Origin of the sequence: Curtobacterium sp. UCD-KPL2560 (assembly GCF_001705035.1) — a bacterium.
Classification (GTDB): Bacteria; Actinomycetota; Actinomycetes; order Actinomycetales; family Microbacteriaceae; genus Curtobacterium.
The window spans coordinates 1-17,442 of record NZ_MCIG01000018.1 but is presented as its reverse complement, the minus strand read 5'-3'; the positions used below and the strand labels follow the sequence as shown (position 1 = coordinate 17,442).

Below are 17,442 nucleotides of genomic sequence, written 5' to 3'. Positions count from 1 at the left end.
GAGGCACGGTGCCGGCTCCCGAGATCGCGGTGCGTCCGTCGCGCGGCGGCGTCCCGTCGCGTGGTGGCATCCCGTCGTCGGTCCGCTCGGGGGTGGGCCGACGGCCGTCGTCGCGCTGGACCGCGTCGCGTCCGGTCGGCACCGGTGCGTCCGAGTTCACGGCGCTGCCGCTCCGGACCGCCTTCCCGCTCGCCGTCGTCGGCGGGCTGCTCTTCGCCCTGTCCTTCCCGTCGCCCGGCTGGTGGTTCCTCGCGTACCCGGCGATGGCGTGCATGCTGCTCGCGGCGATGGGACAGCGGGCCCGCCGAGCCGCGTGGCTCGGCTACGTCGCCGGGGCCGCGTTCTGGTTGCCGGCGATCTCGTGGGCCGGCCGGTACCTCGGCCCGGTGCCCTGGCTCGCGCTGGCGCTGTTCGAGGCCGCGTACTTCGCCCTGGGCAGCGTCGCGATCGCGCTCGCGTACCGCTGGGTCGCGCGCGTGTTCCCGTCGACCGCCTGGCGGGTGTGGGGGCTGCCGGCCGTCGTCGCGGGACTGTGGACCGGGCGTGAGTGGTTCTCCGGCAGTTGGCCGTACGAGGGCTTCGCGTGGGGGCGGGTCGGGCTGTCGCAGTCGCAGGGGCCGTTCACGCACCTAGCCGCCTACGTCGGGGTGCTCGGGGTGACGTTCGTCGTCGTCTACTGCGTGGCCGTCGTGCTGTCGCTCGCCCTGGTCGTCCCGCGGGCACCGGGTGCCGTGCTGCGGTTGCCGGTCCGCATCGCCACCGCCGGACTGCTCGTCGCGGTCGTCCTGGCGGTCCCGGCGTGGCCCACCCGCGTCGACGGGAGCATCCGCGTGGAGGCCGTGCAGGGCAACGGACCCGCGGGCTACTTCGACCGGGCGCAGCCGGGCGAGGTGCTCGCCGACCAGGTCGCCGCGACCGACGTCGACGCGAAGGGTGTGGACCTGGTCGTCTGGCCCGAGGCGGCGGCGGAGGCCGACCCGCGCGTCCAGCCGGTCGTCGCGCAGGCGCTCGACAGCGTCGTGTCGAGCGTCGGAGCGCCCATCGTGGCGGGGGCGATCACCCGGACGTCGACGGGCGTGCTGCACAACACGTCGTTCGTGTGGACCGCCGACGGATGGCAGTCGTCCTACGACAAGAAGCGCCCGGTGCCGTTCGGCGAGTACGTCCCGGACCGCTGGTTCTTCTCGAAGCTCGCACCGTCGCTCATCGGGCTGCTCCAACGCGACTACACGCCGGGCACGAAGCCGAACGTCCTCGACGTCGCCGGGGTGCGGGCCGGCATCGCGGTCTGCTTCGACATCGTCGACGACGGTCTGACGAACGACATGGCGCGCGGGGGAGCGCAGGTGATCCTCGCGCAGACGAACAACGCCGACTTCTCCGGCACCGACGAGAACCTGCAGCAGCTCGAGATCGCCAGGTTGCGTGCCGTCGAGACCGGTCGCTCGCTCGTGAACATCTCCACGGTCGGGGCGTCGCAGGTGATCGACCCGACCGGACGCACGATCGACCGGGTCCCCGCGTACACCGCGACGTCGATGGTGACCGACGTGCCGCTCGGCACCGGGACGACGCCGGCGACCGTCGCGTCCGGCTCGGTCACCCTGGTGGTCTCGCTCGGCGCGCTGCTCGCGCTGCTCGCGTGCGCGCCGTGGTCGCGACGCCGCCGGTCGACCTCCGTCCGGCCCTGACCACCTCGACCGCCGCCCGGCCCTGACGACGTCCGCACGCGCCGTCGGGTCGACGCTGCGCGGGCCCGGAGGCCCGCCGTGACCACCCACTGGGAACGGTCTGTGAATGCGCCCCACCGGGATTGATGCTGCGTGGGACAGTGTTGGGGAGGGCAGACGAGCGAGAGGAGCACACACATGGCTGATCGGAGTCTCCGCGGCATGCGGCTCGGGAGCCAGAGTCTCCAGAGCGAAGAGGGCGTCGAGCTCTCGGACCGCAAGCGTGCGGTCTACCAGACCGAGTCGGGCGAGACGTTCGACATCGTGTTCTCGGCCGACGCGGACGTCCCCGCGAACTGGTCCGAGCCCCGTTCCGGACGTGAGGGTCGGCTCCTCGGCGACGACGGGATCCCCGTCGAGGTCGCGGCCGAGGAAGTCAAGGCGCCGAGGACCCACTGGGACATGCTGCTCGAGCGGCGGTCCCGCGAAGAGCTCGAGGAACTCCTGCAGGAACGCCTGCAGGTCCTCCGGGCCCGACGCGGCGCCTGACCGCACCACACACGACGACGCCCGTCCCGGATCGATCCGGGACGGGCGTCGTCGTGCGTGCGGGTGTGCTCAGGCGGGCGTGCCCTGCCCTGTGCTCGGGTCGGTCGTCGAACCGGCCGCGCCCCGTGCGGCCTCGTCGGCCGCGGCGATCTTCTCGTCGACACTGCGGTTCGACTCCGCGAGCCGTTCGTCGATCGCGGCGTCGGGCACGATGTCCGCGGCGGTCGCGTCCGGTCGGGGGTCCGACCCGGCGGCACCGGCGGCCGCGGTGTTGGCGAGGCTCTCGTTCGCGAGTGCGGAGATCCGGGACAGGAAGTCCGTCCCGCCGGCACCACCGGTGACCGGGCCGGAGCCCGAGCGTCCCGCGGTGAAGCCCTTCGCGATGCCCGACAGCGCCTCGGTGAACTCGCTCGGGATCATCCAGAGCTTGTTCGCGGTGCCCTCGGCGATCTTCGGCAGGGTCTGCAGGTACTGGTACGAGAGCAGCTTCTCGTCCGGGTCGCCCGTGTGGATCGCCTCGAAGACGGTCGCGATGGCCTGGGCCTCGCCCTCGGCACGGAGGACCTGCGCCTTGGCGTCACCCTCGGCGGCGAGGATCGCGGCCTGCCGCTGGCCCTCCGCCTCGAGGATCTGCGACTGCTTCGTGCCCTCGGCCTGCAGGATCGCCGCACGGCGGCTGCGCTCGGCGCGGAGCTGCTGCTCCATGGCGTCCTGGATGGACACGGGCGGCTCGATCGCCTTCAGCTCGACCCGGCCGACGCGGATGCCCCACTTGCCGGTCGCCTCGTCGAGGACGACACGGAGCTGGCCGTTGATGTTGTCGCGGCTCGTCAGCGCCTCCTCGAGGTTCAGCCCGCCGACGACGTTGCGGAGCGTGGTCGTCGTGAGCTGCTCGACGGCGCCGAGGTAGTTCGCGATCTCGTAGGTCGCGGCGCGCGCGTCGGTGACCTGGAAGTAGACGACGGTGTCGATCGACACGACGAGGTTGTCCTCGGTGATCACCGGCTGGGGCGGGAAGGACACGACCTGCTCGCGCATGTCGAGCAGCGGGCGCAGACGGTCGATGAACGGGACCAGGAGGTTCAACCCGGGGTTGAGGGTCTTGTGGTACTTCCCGAGGCGTTCCACGATGCCCGCGGTCGCCTGGGGGACGATCCGGATGGCGCGGGACAGGACGACGATCACGAAGATCACGACGACGAGGACGAGGACGAGCAGTGCGATCGTCCCGGCTGAGATGGTCACTTGGTGGCCCTTTCTCCGAGGCGGACGACGGCTGTCGACCCCTCGATGGACTCGACGACCACGGGGGTGCCGAGCGGCGGTGTGCGGTCGGGGGAGTCGGCGGCGAGCCGGGCGCTCCAGGTCTCGCCGTTCGCGAGCCGGACCTGTCCGGGGGCGGACGTGGTGAAGGCCACGGCCACGGTCCCGGGGAGGCCGATGAGCCCCTCGACGTTGGTGCGGTGCGGATCGGCGTTGCGGCCGAGGGCGACGAGGAGGCGCGGGCGGACGACGGCGAGCAGGAGCAGCGCGACCCCGGCGGCCACGATGGCCGACAGCCACCACGGTGCGCCGACCAGGCCGGCGATCAGTCCGCCGGCCGCGCCCGCCGCGAGCATGAGGAAGACGAAGTCGAGGGTGAAGACCTCGACGACCCCCAGCAGCAGCGTCAGTCCGATCCAGACGACCGTCTGGATCCAGTCGATGTTCACGCGATCTCCCTCCCTCGGTCGCGCGCTCCGGCGTGCAGCGTCGCGACGGCCGGTGTTCTTCCCTCCACGGTACCGGTCCACCCGCCGGGTCGGCTGACCACCTACGGCGCGGTTACGGACCGCCCGGCACCGTTCGGCACCGCTCGGCGCGGTCCCGGACCGGACGGCACCGCACGGCAGGGGACGGCTCGGTGCCGGTCGACTCGGTGGTGGTCGGTCCGGGCGGTAGGCTCGTCGGCGGCCGACCGGCCGGTACCGCGACCTGGAGAACACGACTGTGACGAACCCCCTCGCCCCCGGATCCCTCGCCGACACGCGCGCACTCGTCACGGGTTCGTCGCGCGGGATCGGCGCCGACACGGTCGGGTACCTGGCCGAGGCCGGCGCGAAGGTCGTCGTCAACTACCGCAACAAGGCGCGTCGCGCAGAGCAGATCGCCGAGAAGATCGTCGCGGACGGCGGCGCTGCCCTGGCGATCGGCGCCGACCTCACCGACCACGAGTCGGTGCAGGCGATGGTCGACGCGGTCGTGGCCGAGTGGGGCGGCATCGACCTGCTCGTCCTCAACGCCTCCGGCGGCATGGAGAGCGGCCTCGGCGAGGACTACGCCCTCCGCCTGAACCGCGACGCCCAGGTCGACATGCTCCAGACCGCCGTGCCGCACATGCCGGCCGGCTCCCGCGTCGTCTTCGTCACGAGCCACCAGGCCCACTTCGTCGAGACCGCCGAGACGATGGACGAGTACGTCCCGGTCGCGAAGAGCAAGCGCGCGGGCGAGCTCGCCCTGCGCGAGCTCATCCCGCAGCTCGAAGCCGTCGGCATCGAGTTCGTGGTCGTCTCCGGCGACATGATCGAGGGCACGATCACCGCGACGCTCCTCAACCGGCTGAACCCCGGCGCGATCGAGGGCCGACGCCAGGAGGTCGGCAAGCTCTACAGCGTGTCCGAGTTCGCGGCCGAGATCGCCCTCGCCGCGGTCGAGCCGATCCCGGCCGACCACACCAAGCTCGTCGGCGACGTCAGCGGGTTCACCGCCTGACGGCGCGGCAGCCCGACGGCGCGGCAGCCCGACGGCGCGGCAGCGCCGGTCGCGACCCGCACGAGACGGCGAGTCGATCTGCCAGCGCGACCACCGTCCGACCGGCTAGCGTCGTGGACGTGACCGCCAAGCCCGGCCTGCGCCGTTCCTCCAGGATCATCCTCCTCGACCCCGACGACCGTGTGTTCCTGATGGACACGCGGTCGCCGTCGTCCGACGGGTCCCACCGCTGGATCACGCCCGGCGGCGGCGTCGACCCGGGGGAGTCGCACCGGGTCGCGGCGGTGCGCGAGCTCCGCGAGGAGACCGGCATCGTCGTCGACGACCCGGGCGAGCCGGTGTGGACGTGGGACTTCACCGTCGAGTGGGACCTCGCCGACCACGACCGCGGGCACAGCGAGTTCTACGTCGTCCGCACGCCGGGCTTCGTGCTGTCCGAGGCGGGCTGGACCGACGACGAGCGCGTCGACATCCTCGCGTCCCGCTGGTGGACCGCCGACGAGCTCGACGCCACCGACGAGCCGTTCGAACCCGCCGAGCTCCCGGAGCTCGTGCGCCGTCACGCCGCGCGGTCGGGCACGGTCTGAAGCCCGACCCCGGCACCGACCGGGGGTGGCGGGGGCGGGGTGCGGAGCAGTAGCGTCCTGACATGCAGCACGCCACCGACCACGCGGCGGACCGACACGACCGTATCCGCGTCCGCGGTGCGCGCGAGAACAACCTCCGCGACCTCGACGTCGACCTGCCGAAGCGCCGGCTGACGGTCTTCACCGGTGTCTCCGGGTCCGGCAAGAGCTCGCTCGTCTTCGCGACGATCGCGGCCGAGTCGCAGCGGATGATCAACGAGACCTACAGCGCCTTCCTGCAGGGCTTCATGCCGTCGACGGCGCGACCCGACGTCGACGTGCTCGACGGCCTCACGACCGCGATCGTCGTCGACCAGGAACGCATCGGTGCCGACCCCCGGTCCACGGTGGGGACGGTCACCGACGCGAACGCGATGCTCCGGTTGCTGTTCAGTCGACTCGGGACGCCGCACATCGGGGGACCGAACGCGTTCTCGTTCAACCTCGCGACCGTGACCGCCGGCGGGGCGATCACGGTGCAGAAGGGCAAGGACGCGAAGGCCGAGAAGGTCTCGTTCTCGCGGCTCGGCGGCATGTGCGCCGACTGCGAGGGCCGCGGCACCGTCACGGACATCGACCTGACGCAGCTCCTGGACACCGACCGGTCGCTGGCGGACGGGGCGATCACCGTCCCGGGGTGGGGCACGGACGGCTGGATGGTGCGGATGTACGCCGAGTCCGGCTTCGTCGACAAGGACAAACCGGTGCGCGACCTCACCGAGCAGGAGCGTGCCGACCTGCTGTACCGCGAGCCGACCAAGCTGAAGATCGCCGGCATCAACATGACCTACGAGGGACTCGTGCCCCGCGTTCGCCGGTCGTTCCTGCAGAAGGACCGCGAGGCGATGCAGCCCCACGTCCGTGCCTTCGTCGACCGCGCGGTGACCTTCACGACCTGTCCGGCGTGCGACGGCACCCGGCTCAACGACACCGCCCGGTCGTCCCTCGTCGACGGCAGGAGCATCGCGGACGTCTGCGCGATGCAGGTGTCCGACCTCGCGGCGTGGCTGCACGGACTCGACGCGCCGTCGGTGGGCCCGCTGCTCGACGGTCTGCGGGACGCGGTGGACTCGTTCGTCGAGATCGGCCTCGGGTACCTGTCCCTCGACCGGCCCACGGGGACGCTCTCGGGTGGCGAGGGCCAGCGCGTGAAGATGGTGAAGCACCTCGGCTCGAGCCTGAGCGACGTCACGTACGTCTTCGACGAGCCGAGCACCGGGCTGCACCCGCACGACGTGCAGCGCATGAACGCCCTGCTGCTGCGGCTCCGCGACAAGGGCAACACGGTCCTCGTCGTCGAGCACAAGCCCGAGGTGATCGCCGTCGCCGACCACGTGGTGGACCTCGGTCCCGGGGCGGGGGTCGAGGGCGGCACGCTGTGCTTCGAGGGCACCGTCGCGGGGCTCCGCGCGAGCGACACCGTCACCGGGCGCCACCTCGACGACCGCGTCTCGGTCAAGGACGAGGTCCGCACACCCACGGGTGCGATCGAGGTCAGGGGAGCCGACCGGCACAACCTGCGGGGCGTCGACGTGGACGTCCCGACGGGCGTGCTCACGGTCGTCACCGGGGTCGCCGGGTCCGGCAAGAGCAGCCTCGTGCACGGGTACCTCGCCGGTCGCGACGACGTCGTCGCGATCGACCAGAGCGGTATCCGCGGCTCGCGGCGCAGCAACCCGGCGACGTACACGGGGCTGCTCGAACCCGTCCGCAAGGCCTTCGCGAAGGCGAACAGTGTCAAGCCGGCGCTGTTCAGCGCGAACTCCGAGGGCGCCTGCCCCGCGTGCAACGGCGCCGGGGTGCTGTACGTCGACCTCGGCATGATGGCGGGCGTGTCGACCCCGTGCGCGGAGTGCGAGGGCAAGCGCTTCGACCAGTCCGTGCTCGCCTACCGACTCGGCGGGAAGGACATCAGCGAGGTCCTCGCGATGTCGGTCGCCGAGGCCGAGCGCTTCTTCGCCGCGGGGGAGTCGCGTGTCCCGGCAGCGCACGCGGTGACCACCCGGCTCGTCGACGTCGGCCTCGGCTACCTGACGATCGGGCAGCCGTTGACCACCCTGTCCGGAGGCGAACGGCAGCGCCTCAAGCTCGCCACGCACCTCGGCACGCCCGGCGGGGTGATCGTGCTCGACGAACCGACCGCGGGCCTGCACCTGGCCGACGTCGCGCAGCTGCTCGGCCTGCTCGACCGGCTCGTCGACGACGGGCGCACGGTCGTGGTGGTCGAGCACCACCAGGCCGTGATGGCGCACGCCGACTGGATCATCGACCTCGGCCCGGGCGCCGGGCACGACGGTGGCCAGGTCGTCTTCGCGGGGACGCCCGCCGACCTGGTCGCCGCACGGTCGACGCTCACGGGGGAGCACCTCGCCGCGTACGTCGGCTGACCGGCCGGCGCCGCGGCGAACGGGCGCGGCGGGAAGCGCCTACCGTGAGCGCCGACGGTCGCGTGCACCCGCACGGCGGGCCACGACACGAGGAGTGACCATGTCCACCAACGGATACCCGCCGGCACCGAACGCTCCGGGCGGCGCACCCGCGAAGAGCGGCGGCAACGGGCTCGCCGTCGGCTCGCTCGTCCTCGGCATCGTCGGCGTCGTCTTCGGGTTGATCATCGCGCTCGTCGGCATCGTCGCCGGCGTCGTCGGCCTCGTGCTCGGCATCATCGCGCGTCGCCGTGGGCTGTCGCGCGGCATGACGCTCGCCGGCATCATCCTGTCGGCGATCGCCATCGTGCTCGGCATCATCGGCTACATCCTGGCTGCCGTCGCGCTGACGCAGCTCGGCACGAACTGACGCGACCGCGGGCGGACGGGAGGCGCGTGGCGGCATCGCCACGCGCCTCCCGTCCGTCCACCACCCGCGTCCGACGGGAGACGCGTGCCGGGGCCGCGCCGCGCCTCCCGTCGGGCGCGTGGTCGGGCCGGTCTGGAGGCGCGGGTCGCGACAACGCGGTGGCTGCCGGCGCCGCAGGTGGCCGGGTCGCGCACCGCCCGACCACCCAGGGTGGTCGGGAGTAGCGTCCGCGGCATGACGTACAGCCAGCCGGACCCGGCAGAAGAGACCACGCAGGCAGAGGCACCCGAGCAGCCCGACACGGACCGCCCCGACCTCGAGGAGCACGGCGAGGAGCAGGCCGCGCTCGAGATCGACGCGGACGACGTGCCCACCGGGGACGAGACGCCCGAGCACTGAGCTCGTGACCGGCGGGCGCGGCCCGTCGTGTCCACCACGGACGCCCGGACCACGACGGTCCGGGCGTCCGTCGTCGGAGTCGGCGTGTCCTGCTCGCGGATCGCCACGGAGGCTTCGGTGCGCCGGTTCGAGCCGAGCGCCGATAATGCATATTATGTCAACTCAGGTGCAGCCGGCCGGTCCCGTCAGGCTCCTCGGCACCTCCCCGCAGCCGGTCGGCTGCCGCTGACCACCGGGCGGACACCGCCGGTGATCGTGTCGGCGGATGCCGCGGCGGCGAGGTGCGACGATCATGGGTCCGTGTCCTCCGTGCTCATCGTCGACGACGAGACCCTGGTCCGATCCGGCCTGTCGATGATCCTCGACGCCGACCCTCGGATCGACGTCGTCGGCGCCGTCTCCGGTGCGGACGCCCTCGAGGCGGTCGAGACCGCCCGACCCGACGTCGTGCTGCTCGACATCCGGATGCCCGACCGGGAACGGGACGTCCTGCGGCTGGTCGCGGAAGGTGCCACGAACGGTGAGATCGCCGACGCCGTCGGGGTCAGCCTCGGCACCGTCAAGGACGACGTCGGGACGGTACTCGTCAAGCTCGGCGTCCGGAGCCGGGTGCTCGCCGCGCTGACCGCAGCCCGCGCCGGACTGGTCGACCGGTGACCGCCGACGAGGACCGCCGCGACACCGGGCGGACGCACCGCGGTACCCGGTGGTCGCCGTTCCTGATCGACGTCGTGCTCGTGCTCGTCTCCGCGTCGTACTCCGCGCTGAGCGTGTACAGCGACGCAGACGCGCCGTCGAAGTGGGTGCTGACGATGATCGCCGCCGCGGGCTTGCTGCTGCGTCGTCGCTGGCCGTACGTCAGCCTGGTGCTGGCGCTGCCGGGTTTCGAGTGGGGCTTCGCGGTGTTCGCGGTCATGTTCGCGCTGTACAGCGTCGCGCGCAGCGAGCGCCGCACCGCCTGGATCGTGGGCGCCGCGGTGGTCGCGTTCTGCTGCTCCCCCTCCTGGCGCGGGATGACGACGGGGATGCGGCTCGACCTGTCGACCCTGCAGTCGCTGGTGACCGCCGCGCTCTTCTCGGCGCTGTACGTGGCAGCGCCGACGGCACTGGGTGTGGCGATCCGCGTGGGCGCCGAGCTCCGCCAGGAGATCCGCGAGCGTGCCGCCCTGCAGCAGCAGCGCGCCCGTCTCGCAGCCGAGCACGCCCTCGAACGCGAACGTGCGGTGCTCGCGCGCGAGATGCACGACGTCGTCTCGAACCAGGTGAGCCTCATCGCGGTGCAGGCAGGCGCGCTGCAGGTGGCCTCCCCTGACGCCACCGCTCGACGGGTCGCCGCCACGATCCGCGGGCTCAGCGTGACGACGCTCGACGAGCTCCGCGCGATGATCGAGGTCCTCCGTGCCGCCGGTGGCGCCGACCGCGGGCCCGCTCCGCAGCCCACCCTCGCGGACCTGCCGGGACTCCTCGAGCAGAGCGGCATCGCCGTCGACACGCACGTCGAGCTCGACCGACCACTCCCCTCCGCGGTGCAGCGTGCCGTCTTCCGACTCGTGCAGGAAGGCCTGACGAACGCTCGGAAGCACGCACCGGGAGCAGCGGTGCACCTGACGATCAGCACGTCCGGGACCCGGGTCTCCGTGGAGCTGGTCGCCGAGCCGCCACAGGGTCCCCCGCTCGACCTGCCGAGCGCGCACCACGGTCTCGTCGGGCTGCGGGAACGGGCGGAACTCCTCGGCGGCTCACTCGAACGGCACCTCGGCGACGACGGGACCCACACGCTCCGGATGACCCTCCCCGCACCGCGGACGACGACCGGGCCACCCGCACCCGATCAGCCGGACCGGCGTCCAGACAGCTGATCGACACCGCCGTCCGGCACATGCCGTCCGACGTCGGGGCCGATGTCGCGGCCGATGACGCGGGCGGCGTCCGCAGCCGGGCGGCCAGCCGATCGGCTGCGGGACTTCATCCGGAGGACTGATGTCGGTGTCGGTTCCCCGGTGCCATGATGGTCTCGTACGGGGGGCGCACCAGTCGGGGTGCCTTGTCTGGTTCGATTTCCGGAGCCCTCCACCATCACGACGTCGATCAGGTCGGCATCCGGAGCAGCGTCCGATCAGGCTGCCGCGCCGAGCACCGACCGGTCGTCCCGAACGGCCTCGGTCACCTCGTCACCACTGCCACCGTCATGCCCGCAGCGGTCGGCGGCCCGTCCATCGCGAGGATCGCGTCCGGCAGCTCGTCGAACCCGATGGTCCGGCCGATCGACTCCGACGGACGCAGCCGCCCGGCGACGACGTCGTCGAGCATCGCGGCGTACTCCCCGACCGAGATGCCGTGACTGCCGAGCAGTTCGAGTTCGTCACCGACGACGCGACCCATCGGGATCGCCGGGACGGCCTCGTCGCCGAGCAACAGGCCGACCTGCACGTGTCGTCCGCGCGGGCGGAGCGAGGCCACCGCGGCGACCGAGGTCGCTCGGCTGCCGAAGGCGTCCACCGAGACGTGCGCTCCCCCGCCGGTGAGGTCGTGCACAGCGTCGACGACGTCGTCGTCCATCGACAGGGTCTCTGCGCCGAGCGCCGCCGCCCGGTCGAGTGCCGCCGCGGAGACGTCGACCGCCACGACCCGGGCACCGGCCGCGACCGCGACGATCACCGTCGAGAGGCCGACTCCCCCACAGCCGTACACGACGACCCACTCACCCGCGGCCACGCGACCCCGGGCGTGCACGGCGTGGTACGCCGTCCCGAAGCGGCAGCCGAGGCCGGCCGCCTCGGCGAACCCGACGGCGTCCGGCAGTGCCACCAGGTTGACGTCGGCGTGCGGCACCACGACCGACTCGGCGTAGGAGCCCGGCAGTGTGAAGCCGGGTTGCTGCTGTCGCGTGCAGACCTGCGTCGCGCCCTGCTGGCACTGCTCGCACGTCCCGCACGCGAAGACGAACGGTGCGGTGACGCGGTCGCCGACCGCGAAGCCGGACACGCCGGCCCCGACGGCGCTGACGACACCCGCGAACTCGTGTCCGGGCACGTGCGGCAGCACGACCGAGTCGTCGTGGCCCTTCCACGCGTGCCAGTCGCTCCGGCACACGCCGGTGGCGGCGACCCGGACGACGACCCCGTCGGCCGGTGCGACGGGTTCGGGCAGGTCGACGATGGCGGGGGCGGCTCCGAACCGGTCGTACTGGACTGCGCGCATGCCGTCATCCTGGCAGACCGGTCGCCGCCCGACCGAGCCGGGTGGAGCCCTGTGGGCGACCGCCCGACCCGCCGCCGCCTGTGGAGGAACCGGGCCCCGCGCCTCCCGGCCGGGCCCCGCGCCTTCCGGCCGGGCCCCGCGCCTCCCGGCCGGGCCCCGCGCCTCCCGGCCGGGCCCCGCGCGTACCGGCGCGGGACCCGCGCGTACCGGCCGAGCCGCGCGCGTACCGGCGGGGACCCGCGCCTCAGTACGCGATCCGGCCGTTCCGGCCGTGGAACTCCCCCGTCGGCCCGTCCTGGTCGAGCAGCGCGAGCCGCACGGTGGCGTCGGTGCCCTCGGTCACGGTCTGGTGGCCGCCGAACCCGTTGAACTCGGTCGCCGTGTAGCCGGGGTCGCTCGCGTTGACGCGGAACCCGGGCAGGTTCTTGGCGTACTGCACGGTCATCGCGATGAGGGCGGCCTTCGACGCGGCGTACGGCACCGCGGCGACCGGGTACTCGTCGTGACCAGGGGTGGTCAGCCACCGGGTGAAGCCGACGCCCGAGGCGACGTTGACGACGACCGGGTTCGCCGAGCGCCGGAGCAGCGGCAGCGCGGCCTGCGTCACGCGCACGACACCGGTGACGTTCGTCGCGAGCACGGCGTCCATCGCGGCCGGGTCGAGGTCGTCGACGCCGAAGGCCGTCCCGAGCACGCCGGCGTTGTTCACGAGCACGTCGAGTGCGGGCAGGGCGGCGATCGCGCGGTCGACGCTCGTCTGGTCGGTGACGTCGAGCTGCACGACCTCGGCGCCGAGCTCGCGGACGGCGTCGGCCGAGGCAGGGTCCCGGACCCCGGCGACGACCGTGTGGCCGGCCTCGAGGAGGCGGCGGGTGGTCTCGAGTCCGAGGCTGCGGTTGGCCCCGGTGATGAGTGTGGTGGGCATGGGTCCAGCCTGGCCCCCGCGGCTGCACTCCCCCAGGCACGGGTCGACCATGGGACCGGCAGTACCAGGGAGCCCGGGTCGTCCGGGGCCAGGATGGACGCATGAGCGAGTTCGCCGAGGTGCTGCGCGCGTGGCGCGACCGGGTCCGACCCGAGCAGGTCGGCCTGCCCGCGGGGCCCGGGCGCCGCACGGCCGGGCTCCGCCGCGAGGAACTCGCCGCACTCGCCGGGGTCAGCGTGGACTACGTCGTCCGGCTCGAGCAGGGGCGGGCGACGAACCCGTCGCCGCAGCTGCTCGGCGCACTCGCGACCGCGCTGCGACTGAGCACCGCGGAACGCGACCACCTGTTCCGGGTCGCCGGCGCGGCCGCGCCGTCCCGCCTCACGGTGCCGACGCACGTCCCCCCGGGCGTGCAGCGCATCGTCGACCGACTCGGCGACGTCCCCCTCGCCGTGTTCACCGCGGCGCACGACATCGTCCTCTGGAACGAGCTCTGGGCCGCCCTCGGGGACGACCCGGGACGCTGGACCGGCCTGGACCGGAACCTGGTGTGGCGGCACTTCGTGCACGGCCACGAGGGCGTGGAGTGGGACGAAACCCACCAGGAGGACTTCTCGAGCGACCTCGTCGCCGACCTCCGGGCCGCGGTCGGGCGCTACCCCGCCGACGCACGGCTGGCCGACCTCGTCGCACGCCTCCGACGGGAGTCGCCCGAGTTCGAACGTCGGTGGGACAGCGGCCGCATCGCCGCACACCGGACCAGCCGCAAGGTCGTGCGCACCCCGGTCGGGCCGGTCGAGATCGACTGCGACGTCCTCGGCGTGCCCGGCAGCGACCTGCGCATCGTCGTCTACACCGCGGTCCCGGGCAGCCCCGACGCCGCGACGCTCGACCTGCTCCGGGTCACCGGCCTGCAGGAGCTCACGCCGGGCTGAGGCACGGCAGGACGCGTCCGCAGCGCGCCATCGCCCTGCCCGCACCGACCGGCACGGCACCGGACGCGTCCGCAGCGCGCCATCGCCCTGCCCGCACCGACCGGCACGGGCAGGGCGGCGGATCACTCCCCGAAGCCCGAGCGCACCAGGCTGACCAGGGTGTCCACGGCGTCCCGGGCGTCCGGCCCGGTCGCGTCGATGGTCACGGACGCGCCCTTCGGCAGGGCGAGCGCCATGATCGCGAGCAGGCTCTTGGCGTCCACGCCGTTCACCGACACCCGGGCCTCGTGCTTCGCCGCGGCCTTGACGAACTCGGCCGCGGGGCGGGCGTGCAGCCCGCTCTCGTTCACCAGTTCGACGGTCGCGGACGCGACCGCGTCGTCACCGTCGGCTGTGCCGTCCACCGGCACCGCGCCTCCAGGCCGGTCACCCGCCGGCGCGTCGGACGCGGCCTCGGCGGTCTGGTCGCCGAGCACCGGACTGGAGGCGCTGCCCGCGTCCGCCCCGCTGGTCGCGGCGGTCGCCGCCGCGGCGAGCACGGCGTCGGCGTCGCCTCCGGTCTGCGCGGCCACGGCCGCGGCGATCGTGCCCTCGACGACGGGTGCCGAGGACACGTGCACGCGACCCCGGGCGTCGTCGTCGAGGAAGTCGAGCGCGGTGTCCACCGTCAGGTAGGCCGAGCCGAGGTCGCACAGCACCACGACCGCGTCGGCACCGGCGAGTTCCCCGATCCCCTCGGTGATCGCCTCGAACGAGGTGCCGATCCCGCCGTCGTCGGTCCCGCCGGCGGCGACGAGCGGCACGTCCGCGGCCATCTGCCGGGCCAGGGCCACGGTCCCCTCGGCGATCGCCGCGCTGTGCGAGACGACGAGGATCCCGACGGTCACGCCGCGTCCGCCGCGGCGCGCAGGATGTACGCCGTCGACTGTGCGCCCGGGTCGCGGTGCCCGACGGCCCGCTCGCCGAGGTAGCTCGCACGACCCTTGCGGGCGACCAGCGGTTCGGTCGACTCGGCACCGGTGCGTGCGGCGTCCGCGGCGGCCTCGAGCACGCGCTCGGGCGACTCCCCCGCAGCGGCGGCCGTCGCTGCGGCGTCGACCGCTGCCGACCAGGCGTCCACCATCGTCTTGTCGCCGACCTCGGCCTTGCCACGGGACACCACGCCGTCGCGGGCCGCCGTGAGCACGGCCACGAGGGCGTCGGCGTCGAGCTCGGTCGCGTCACCCGCGGCCTGCGCGGCCTTCAGGTACGCCGTCCCGAACAGCGGCCCGGCAGCGCCTCCGACGGTCGAGATGAGCTTCGTCGCGACGACCTTGAGCACCGCGCCGGGGGTGTCGAAGGACCCGGCGTCGACGGCCTCGACGACGGCGCGGAAGCCGCGGTCGAGGTTCTCGCCGTGGTCGCCGTCGCCGATCTCACGGTCGAGCGTGACGAGCTCGGCCCGGTGTTCGTCGATCGTGGCGAGGGTGCGGTGCACCCAGTCGGTGGCCCATGCGGTGTCGAGCGCCAATTCGTGTCCCTTCCTGGATGGTGAACGGTGGTCCCGGGCCGCGTCGGGCCGGGTCAGCGACCCCAGCGCATGGCCGGGGTCTCCACCGGGGCGTCCCAGAGGGCGGTGAGTTCCTCGTCCAGCACCGTGACGGTGAGCGAGAACCCCTGCATCTCGAGGGACGTGACGTAGTCGCCGACCACGCTACGCGCGACCCGGTGGCCACGCTCCGCGAGCACCTCGGCGGCGCGTCGGTAGACGATGTACAGCTCGGAGAGCGGCGTGCCGCCCATGCCGTTCACCAGGAGCAGCAGGTCAGAGCCCGCGGGGGCGTCGAGATCGGTGAGCACCGGCTCGAGCACCCGGTCCACGAGTCGGTCGGCCGGCGCCATCGGGATGCGCTCCCGACCGGGCTCGCCGTGGATGCCGATGCCGAGCTCGACCTCGTCGTCGGCGAGCGTGAACGACGGTTCGCCGGCGTGCGGCACGGTCCCCGAGGACAGGGCGAGCCCCATCGACCGGGTCGCGGCGTTCACCCGGCGGGCGATCGCGGCCACCGCGTCCAGGTCGTCGCCGCGCTCGGCGGCGGCGCCCGCGCACTTCTCCACGACCACGGTCCCGGCGACCCCGCGGCGGCCGGCCGTGTAGAGCGAGTCCTGCACGGCGACGTCGTCGTCCACCACGACGGCCTCGACGCGCACGTCCTCCATCGCCGCGAGCTCGGCGGCGGTCTCGAAGTTCAGGACGTCGCCGGTGTAGTTCTTGACGATGTGGAGCACGCCCGCTCCCCCGTCGACGGCCTTCGTCGCGGCGACGATCGGGTCCGGGGTCGGGCTCGTGAACACCGGTCCGGGAACGGCCGCGTCGAGCATGCCGTACCCGACGAACCCGGCGTGCAGCGGTTCGTGGCCGCTGCCACCACCGCTGACGATCCCGACCTTGCCGGCCACGGGAGCGTCAACGCGGCGGATGTGGATCGGGTCCTCGACCAGGACGACGTGGTCGGCGTGCGCCTGCGCGAAGCCTCGGACGGTCTCGGTGACGACGGCCTGCGGGTCGTTGATGAGCTTCTTCACTGGTGCCCTCCACGGGTGCGGGGCCGTCCGCGGAGGTGCGACACCGCCGTCGTCGACCGGAGTGCGTCCACCCTACAGCGACCACCCGTTCCGCACAGGTGCACGTTCGTGCACTCCGCACCCGGTCCGGGAGCCTCCCGCGATCCCCCGGCGCACACGCGTCCTGCACGTTCGTGCACTTTGGTGGACTTCGCTCAGTGATGCGTCGCGCAGCGCGGAACGGCGTCACTATGCTCGGCCCCAATCACTCAACGGGGAGTGCCGGACGCAGCACCACCGGACCCCCGACCCTCATGCACTGGAGGTCACCGATGGACGGCATCGGCGTCAATTTCCTCAGCGAGCTCGTCGGTACGGCGATGCTCATCATCCTCGGTGGCGGTGTCGTCGCCGCCGTGTCGCTCACGAAGTCCAAGGGCTTCGGCGCGGGCTTCCTCATGGTCACGATCGGCTGGGGCTTCGCGGTCTTCGCCGGTGTGCTCGTGTCGTACAAGTCCGGCGGCCAGCTCAACCCCGCGGTCAGCCTCGCGCAGGCGATCCTCGGCAACATCACCATCGGCGAGATGTTCCTGTACTGGCTCGCGCAGCTCATCGGCGCGATCATCGGTGCGGTCATCGTCTGGCTCGCCTACAAGCAGCACTTCGACGAGGAGCCCGACGCAGCAGCGAAGCTCGGCGTGTTCTCGACCGGCCCCGCGATCCGCTCGTACGGCTGGAACCTCGTCACCGAGATCATCGGCACCTTCGTCCTCGTGTTCGTCATCCTCGCGATGACCAACGGCAAGGCCCCCGCCGAGCTCGGCGCGGTCCCCGTCGCCTTCCTCGTGATCGCGATCGGTGTCTCGCTCGGTGGCCCCACCGGCTACGCCATCAACCCGGCCCGTGACCTCGGCCCCCGCATCGCGCACGCCCTGCTGCCGATCAAGGGCAAGGGCACCAGCGACTGGTCCTACGCCTGGGTCCCGGTCGTCGGCCCCCTCGTCGGCGGCGCGCTCGCAGCGATCGTCTCCGGGCCCCTCCTCCCC

At 73.0% G+C, this 17,442-nt stretch carries 18 protein-coding genes; 11 read left to right on the top strand and 7 right to left on the bottom strand.

Annotated elements, in window-relative coordinates; all coding sequences use genetic code 11:
- The first annotated feature begins 8 nt into the window (after positions 1-8).
- Both lnt and BEP24_RS06690 read left to right on the top strand, forming a co-directional pair.
- Entirely contained in the window at positions 9-1,691 is a 1,683-nt protein-coding gene (gene lnt, locus BEP24_RS06695; RefSeq protein ID WP_253181614.1) for an apolipoprotein N-acyltransferase, read from the top strand.
- Between the two features lie 177 nt (positions 1,692-1,868).
- Complete coding sequence (locus tag BEP24_RS06690; RefSeq protein ID WP_065961635.1) at positions 1,869-2,219, top strand: RNA polymerase-binding protein RbpA; 351 nt, start codon at positions 1,869-1,871, stop codon at positions 2,217-2,219.
- A 69-nt stretch (positions 2,220-2,288) separates the two neighbouring features.
- On the opposite strand, the gene BEP24_RS06685 is transcribed toward BEP24_RS06690, so the two are convergent.
- Together BEP24_RS06685 and BEP24_RS06680 are read right to left on the bottom strand one after the other, a co-directional pair.
- Entirely contained in the window at positions 2,289-3,464 is a 1,176-nt protein-coding gene (locus BEP24_RS06685; RefSeq protein ID WP_065961633.1) for an SPFH domain-containing protein, read from the bottom strand.
- Complete coding sequence (locus BEP24_RS06680; RefSeq protein WP_065961631.1) at positions 3,461-3,931, bottom strand: NfeD family protein; 471 nt, start codon at positions 3,929-3,931, stop codon at positions 3,461-3,463. Before BEP24_RS06680 ends, BEP24_RS06685 begins: the two co-directional genes overlap by 4 nt.
- A 277-nt stretch (positions 3,932-4,208) precedes the next feature.
- Between BEP24_RS06680 and BEP24_RS06675 the strand changes: the two genes are divergently transcribed.
- From BEP24_RS06675 to BEP24_RS06650, 7 genes are all read left to right on the top strand, one after another.
- Positions 4,209-4,970 (top strand): SDR family oxidoreductase, encoded by a 762-nt coding sequence (locus BEP24_RS06675; RefSeq protein ID WP_065961630.1) that lies wholly within the window; start codon positions 4,209-4,211, stop codon positions 4,968-4,970.
- Positions 4,971-5,089: 119 nt separating this feature from the next.
- Complete coding sequence (locus BEP24_RS06670) at positions 5,090-5,557, top strand: NUDIX domain-containing protein (protein WP_065961667.1); 468 nt, start codon at positions 5,090-5,092, stop codon at positions 5,555-5,557.
- A gap of 62 nt (positions 5,558-5,619) precedes the next feature.
- On the top strand, positions 5,620-7,983 hold the full coding sequence (locus BEP24_RS06665) for an excinuclease ABC subunit UvrA (RefSeq protein WP_065961629.1): 2,364 nt from the start codon (positions 5,620-5,622) through the stop codon (positions 7,981-7,983).
- Positions 7,984-8,083: 100 nt separating this feature from the next.
- Positions 8,084-8,392 (top strand): DUF4190 domain-containing protein, encoded by a 309-nt coding sequence (locus tag BEP24_RS06660; protein WP_139197465.1) that lies wholly within the window; start codon positions 8,084-8,086, stop codon positions 8,390-8,392.
- A 234-nt stretch (positions 8,393-8,626) separates the two neighbouring features.
- Entirely contained in the window at positions 8,627-8,791 is a 165-nt protein-coding gene (locus BEP24_RS17490) for a hypothetical protein (protein WP_171898746.1), read from the top strand.
- Positions 8,792-9,091: 300 nt separating this feature from the next.
- Entirely contained in the window at positions 9,092-9,448 is a 357-nt protein-coding gene (locus BEP24_RS06655) for a LuxR C-terminal-related transcriptional regulator (RefSeq protein ID WP_065961627.1), read from the top strand.
- A complete protein-coding gene (locus tag BEP24_RS06650; protein WP_065961626.1) occupies positions 9,445-10,650 on the top strand; it encodes a histidine kinase in 1,206 nt (401 codons plus the stop codon). The genes BEP24_RS06655 and BEP24_RS06650 overlap by 4 nt, the downstream gene beginning before the upstream one ends.
- Positions 10,651-10,954: 304 nt before the next feature.
- Here BEP24_RS06650 and BEP24_RS06645 read toward each other — a convergent pair whose 3' ends face one another.
- Both BEP24_RS06645 and BEP24_RS06640 read right to left on the bottom strand, forming a co-directional pair.
- Complete coding sequence (locus tag BEP24_RS06645) at positions 10,955-11,992, bottom strand: alcohol dehydrogenase catalytic domain-containing protein (RefSeq protein WP_065961624.1); 1,038 nt, start codon at positions 11,990-11,992, stop codon at positions 10,955-10,957.
- A 244-nt stretch (positions 11,993-12,236) separates the two neighbouring features.
- The gene (locus BEP24_RS06640; RefSeq protein ID WP_065961623.1) at positions 12,237-12,917 is read right to left on the bottom strand and encodes an SDR family NAD(P)-dependent oxidoreductase; all 681 of its coding nucleotides are present in this window, start codon (positions 12,915-12,917) and stop codon (positions 12,237-12,239) included.
- A 101-nt stretch (positions 12,918-13,018) separates the two neighbouring features.
- Here BEP24_RS06640 and BEP24_RS06635 point away from each other — a divergent pair, with 101 nt between their 5' ends.
- Positions 13,019-13,852 (top strand): helix-turn-helix transcriptional regulator, encoded by an 834-nt coding sequence (locus BEP24_RS06635; RefSeq protein WP_065961622.1) that lies wholly within the window; start codon positions 13,019-13,021, stop codon positions 13,850-13,852.
- 122 nt (positions 13,853-13,974) lie between these two features.
- Here the strand turns inward: BEP24_RS06635 and dhaM are convergent, their stop codons facing one another.
- Genes dhaM through dhaK form a run of 3 tightly spaced genes read right to left on the bottom strand, consistent with a single transcriptional unit; the run spans position 13,975 to position 16,417 of the window.
- Complete coding sequence (dhaM, locus tag BEP24_RS06630; RefSeq protein ID WP_065961620.1) at positions 13,975-14,739, bottom strand: dihydroxyacetone kinase phosphoryl donor subunit DhaM; 765 nt, start codon at positions 14,737-14,739, stop codon at positions 13,975-13,977.
- Positions 14,736-15,362 (bottom strand): dihydroxyacetone kinase subunit DhaL, encoded by a 627-nt coding sequence (gene dhaL / locus BEP24_RS06625; protein WP_065961619.1) that lies wholly within the window; start codon positions 15,360-15,362, stop codon positions 14,736-14,738. Before dhaL ends, dhaM begins: the two co-directional genes overlap by 4 nt.
- 53 nt (positions 15,363-15,415) lie before the next feature.
- Positions 15,416-16,417, bottom strand: a complete 1,002-nt coding sequence (dhaK, locus tag BEP24_RS06620) for a dihydroxyacetone kinase subunit DhaK (protein WP_065961618.1) — start codon at positions 16,415-16,417, stop codon at positions 15,416-15,418.
- Positions 16,418-16,728: 311 nt separating this feature from the next.
- Here dhaK and BEP24_RS06615 point away from each other — a divergent pair.
- Positions 16,729-17,442, top strand: a 714-nt coding sequence (locus tag BEP24_RS06615; RefSeq protein WP_065961616.1) for an MIP/aquaporin family protein, incomplete at its 3' end; no start/stop codon positions are given.

Excerpts from the sequence above, each read along its gene's own strand:
- BEP24_RS06690 (WP_065961635.1), top strand. The coding sequence starts at position 1,869 with ATGGCTGATCGGAGTCTCCGCGGCATGCGGCTCGGGAGCCAGAGTCTC.
- BEP24_RS06665 (WP_065961629.1), top strand. The coding sequence starts at position 5,620 with ATGCAGCACGCCACCGACCACGCGGCGGACCGACACGACCGTATCCGC.
- BEP24_RS06660 (WP_139197465.1), top strand. The coding sequence starts at position 8,084 with ATGTCCACCAACGGATACCCGCCGGCACCGAACGCTCCGGGCGGCGCA.
- BEP24_RS17490 (WP_171898746.1), top strand. The coding sequence starts at position 8,627 with ATGACGTACAGCCAGCCGGACCCGGCAGAAGAGACCACGCAGGCAGAG.
- BEP24_RS06645 (WP_065961624.1), bottom strand. The coding sequence starts at position 11,992 with ATGCGCGCAGTCCAGTACGACCGGTTCGGAGCCGCCCCCGCCATCGTC.
- BEP24_RS06640 (WP_065961623.1), bottom strand. The coding sequence starts at position 12,917 with ATGCCCACCACACTCATCACCGGGGCCAACCGCAGCCTCGGACTCGAG.
- BEP24_RS06635 (WP_065961622.1), top strand. The coding sequence starts at position 13,019 with ATGAGCGAGTTCGCCGAGGTGCTGCGCGCGTGGCGCGACCGGGTCCGA.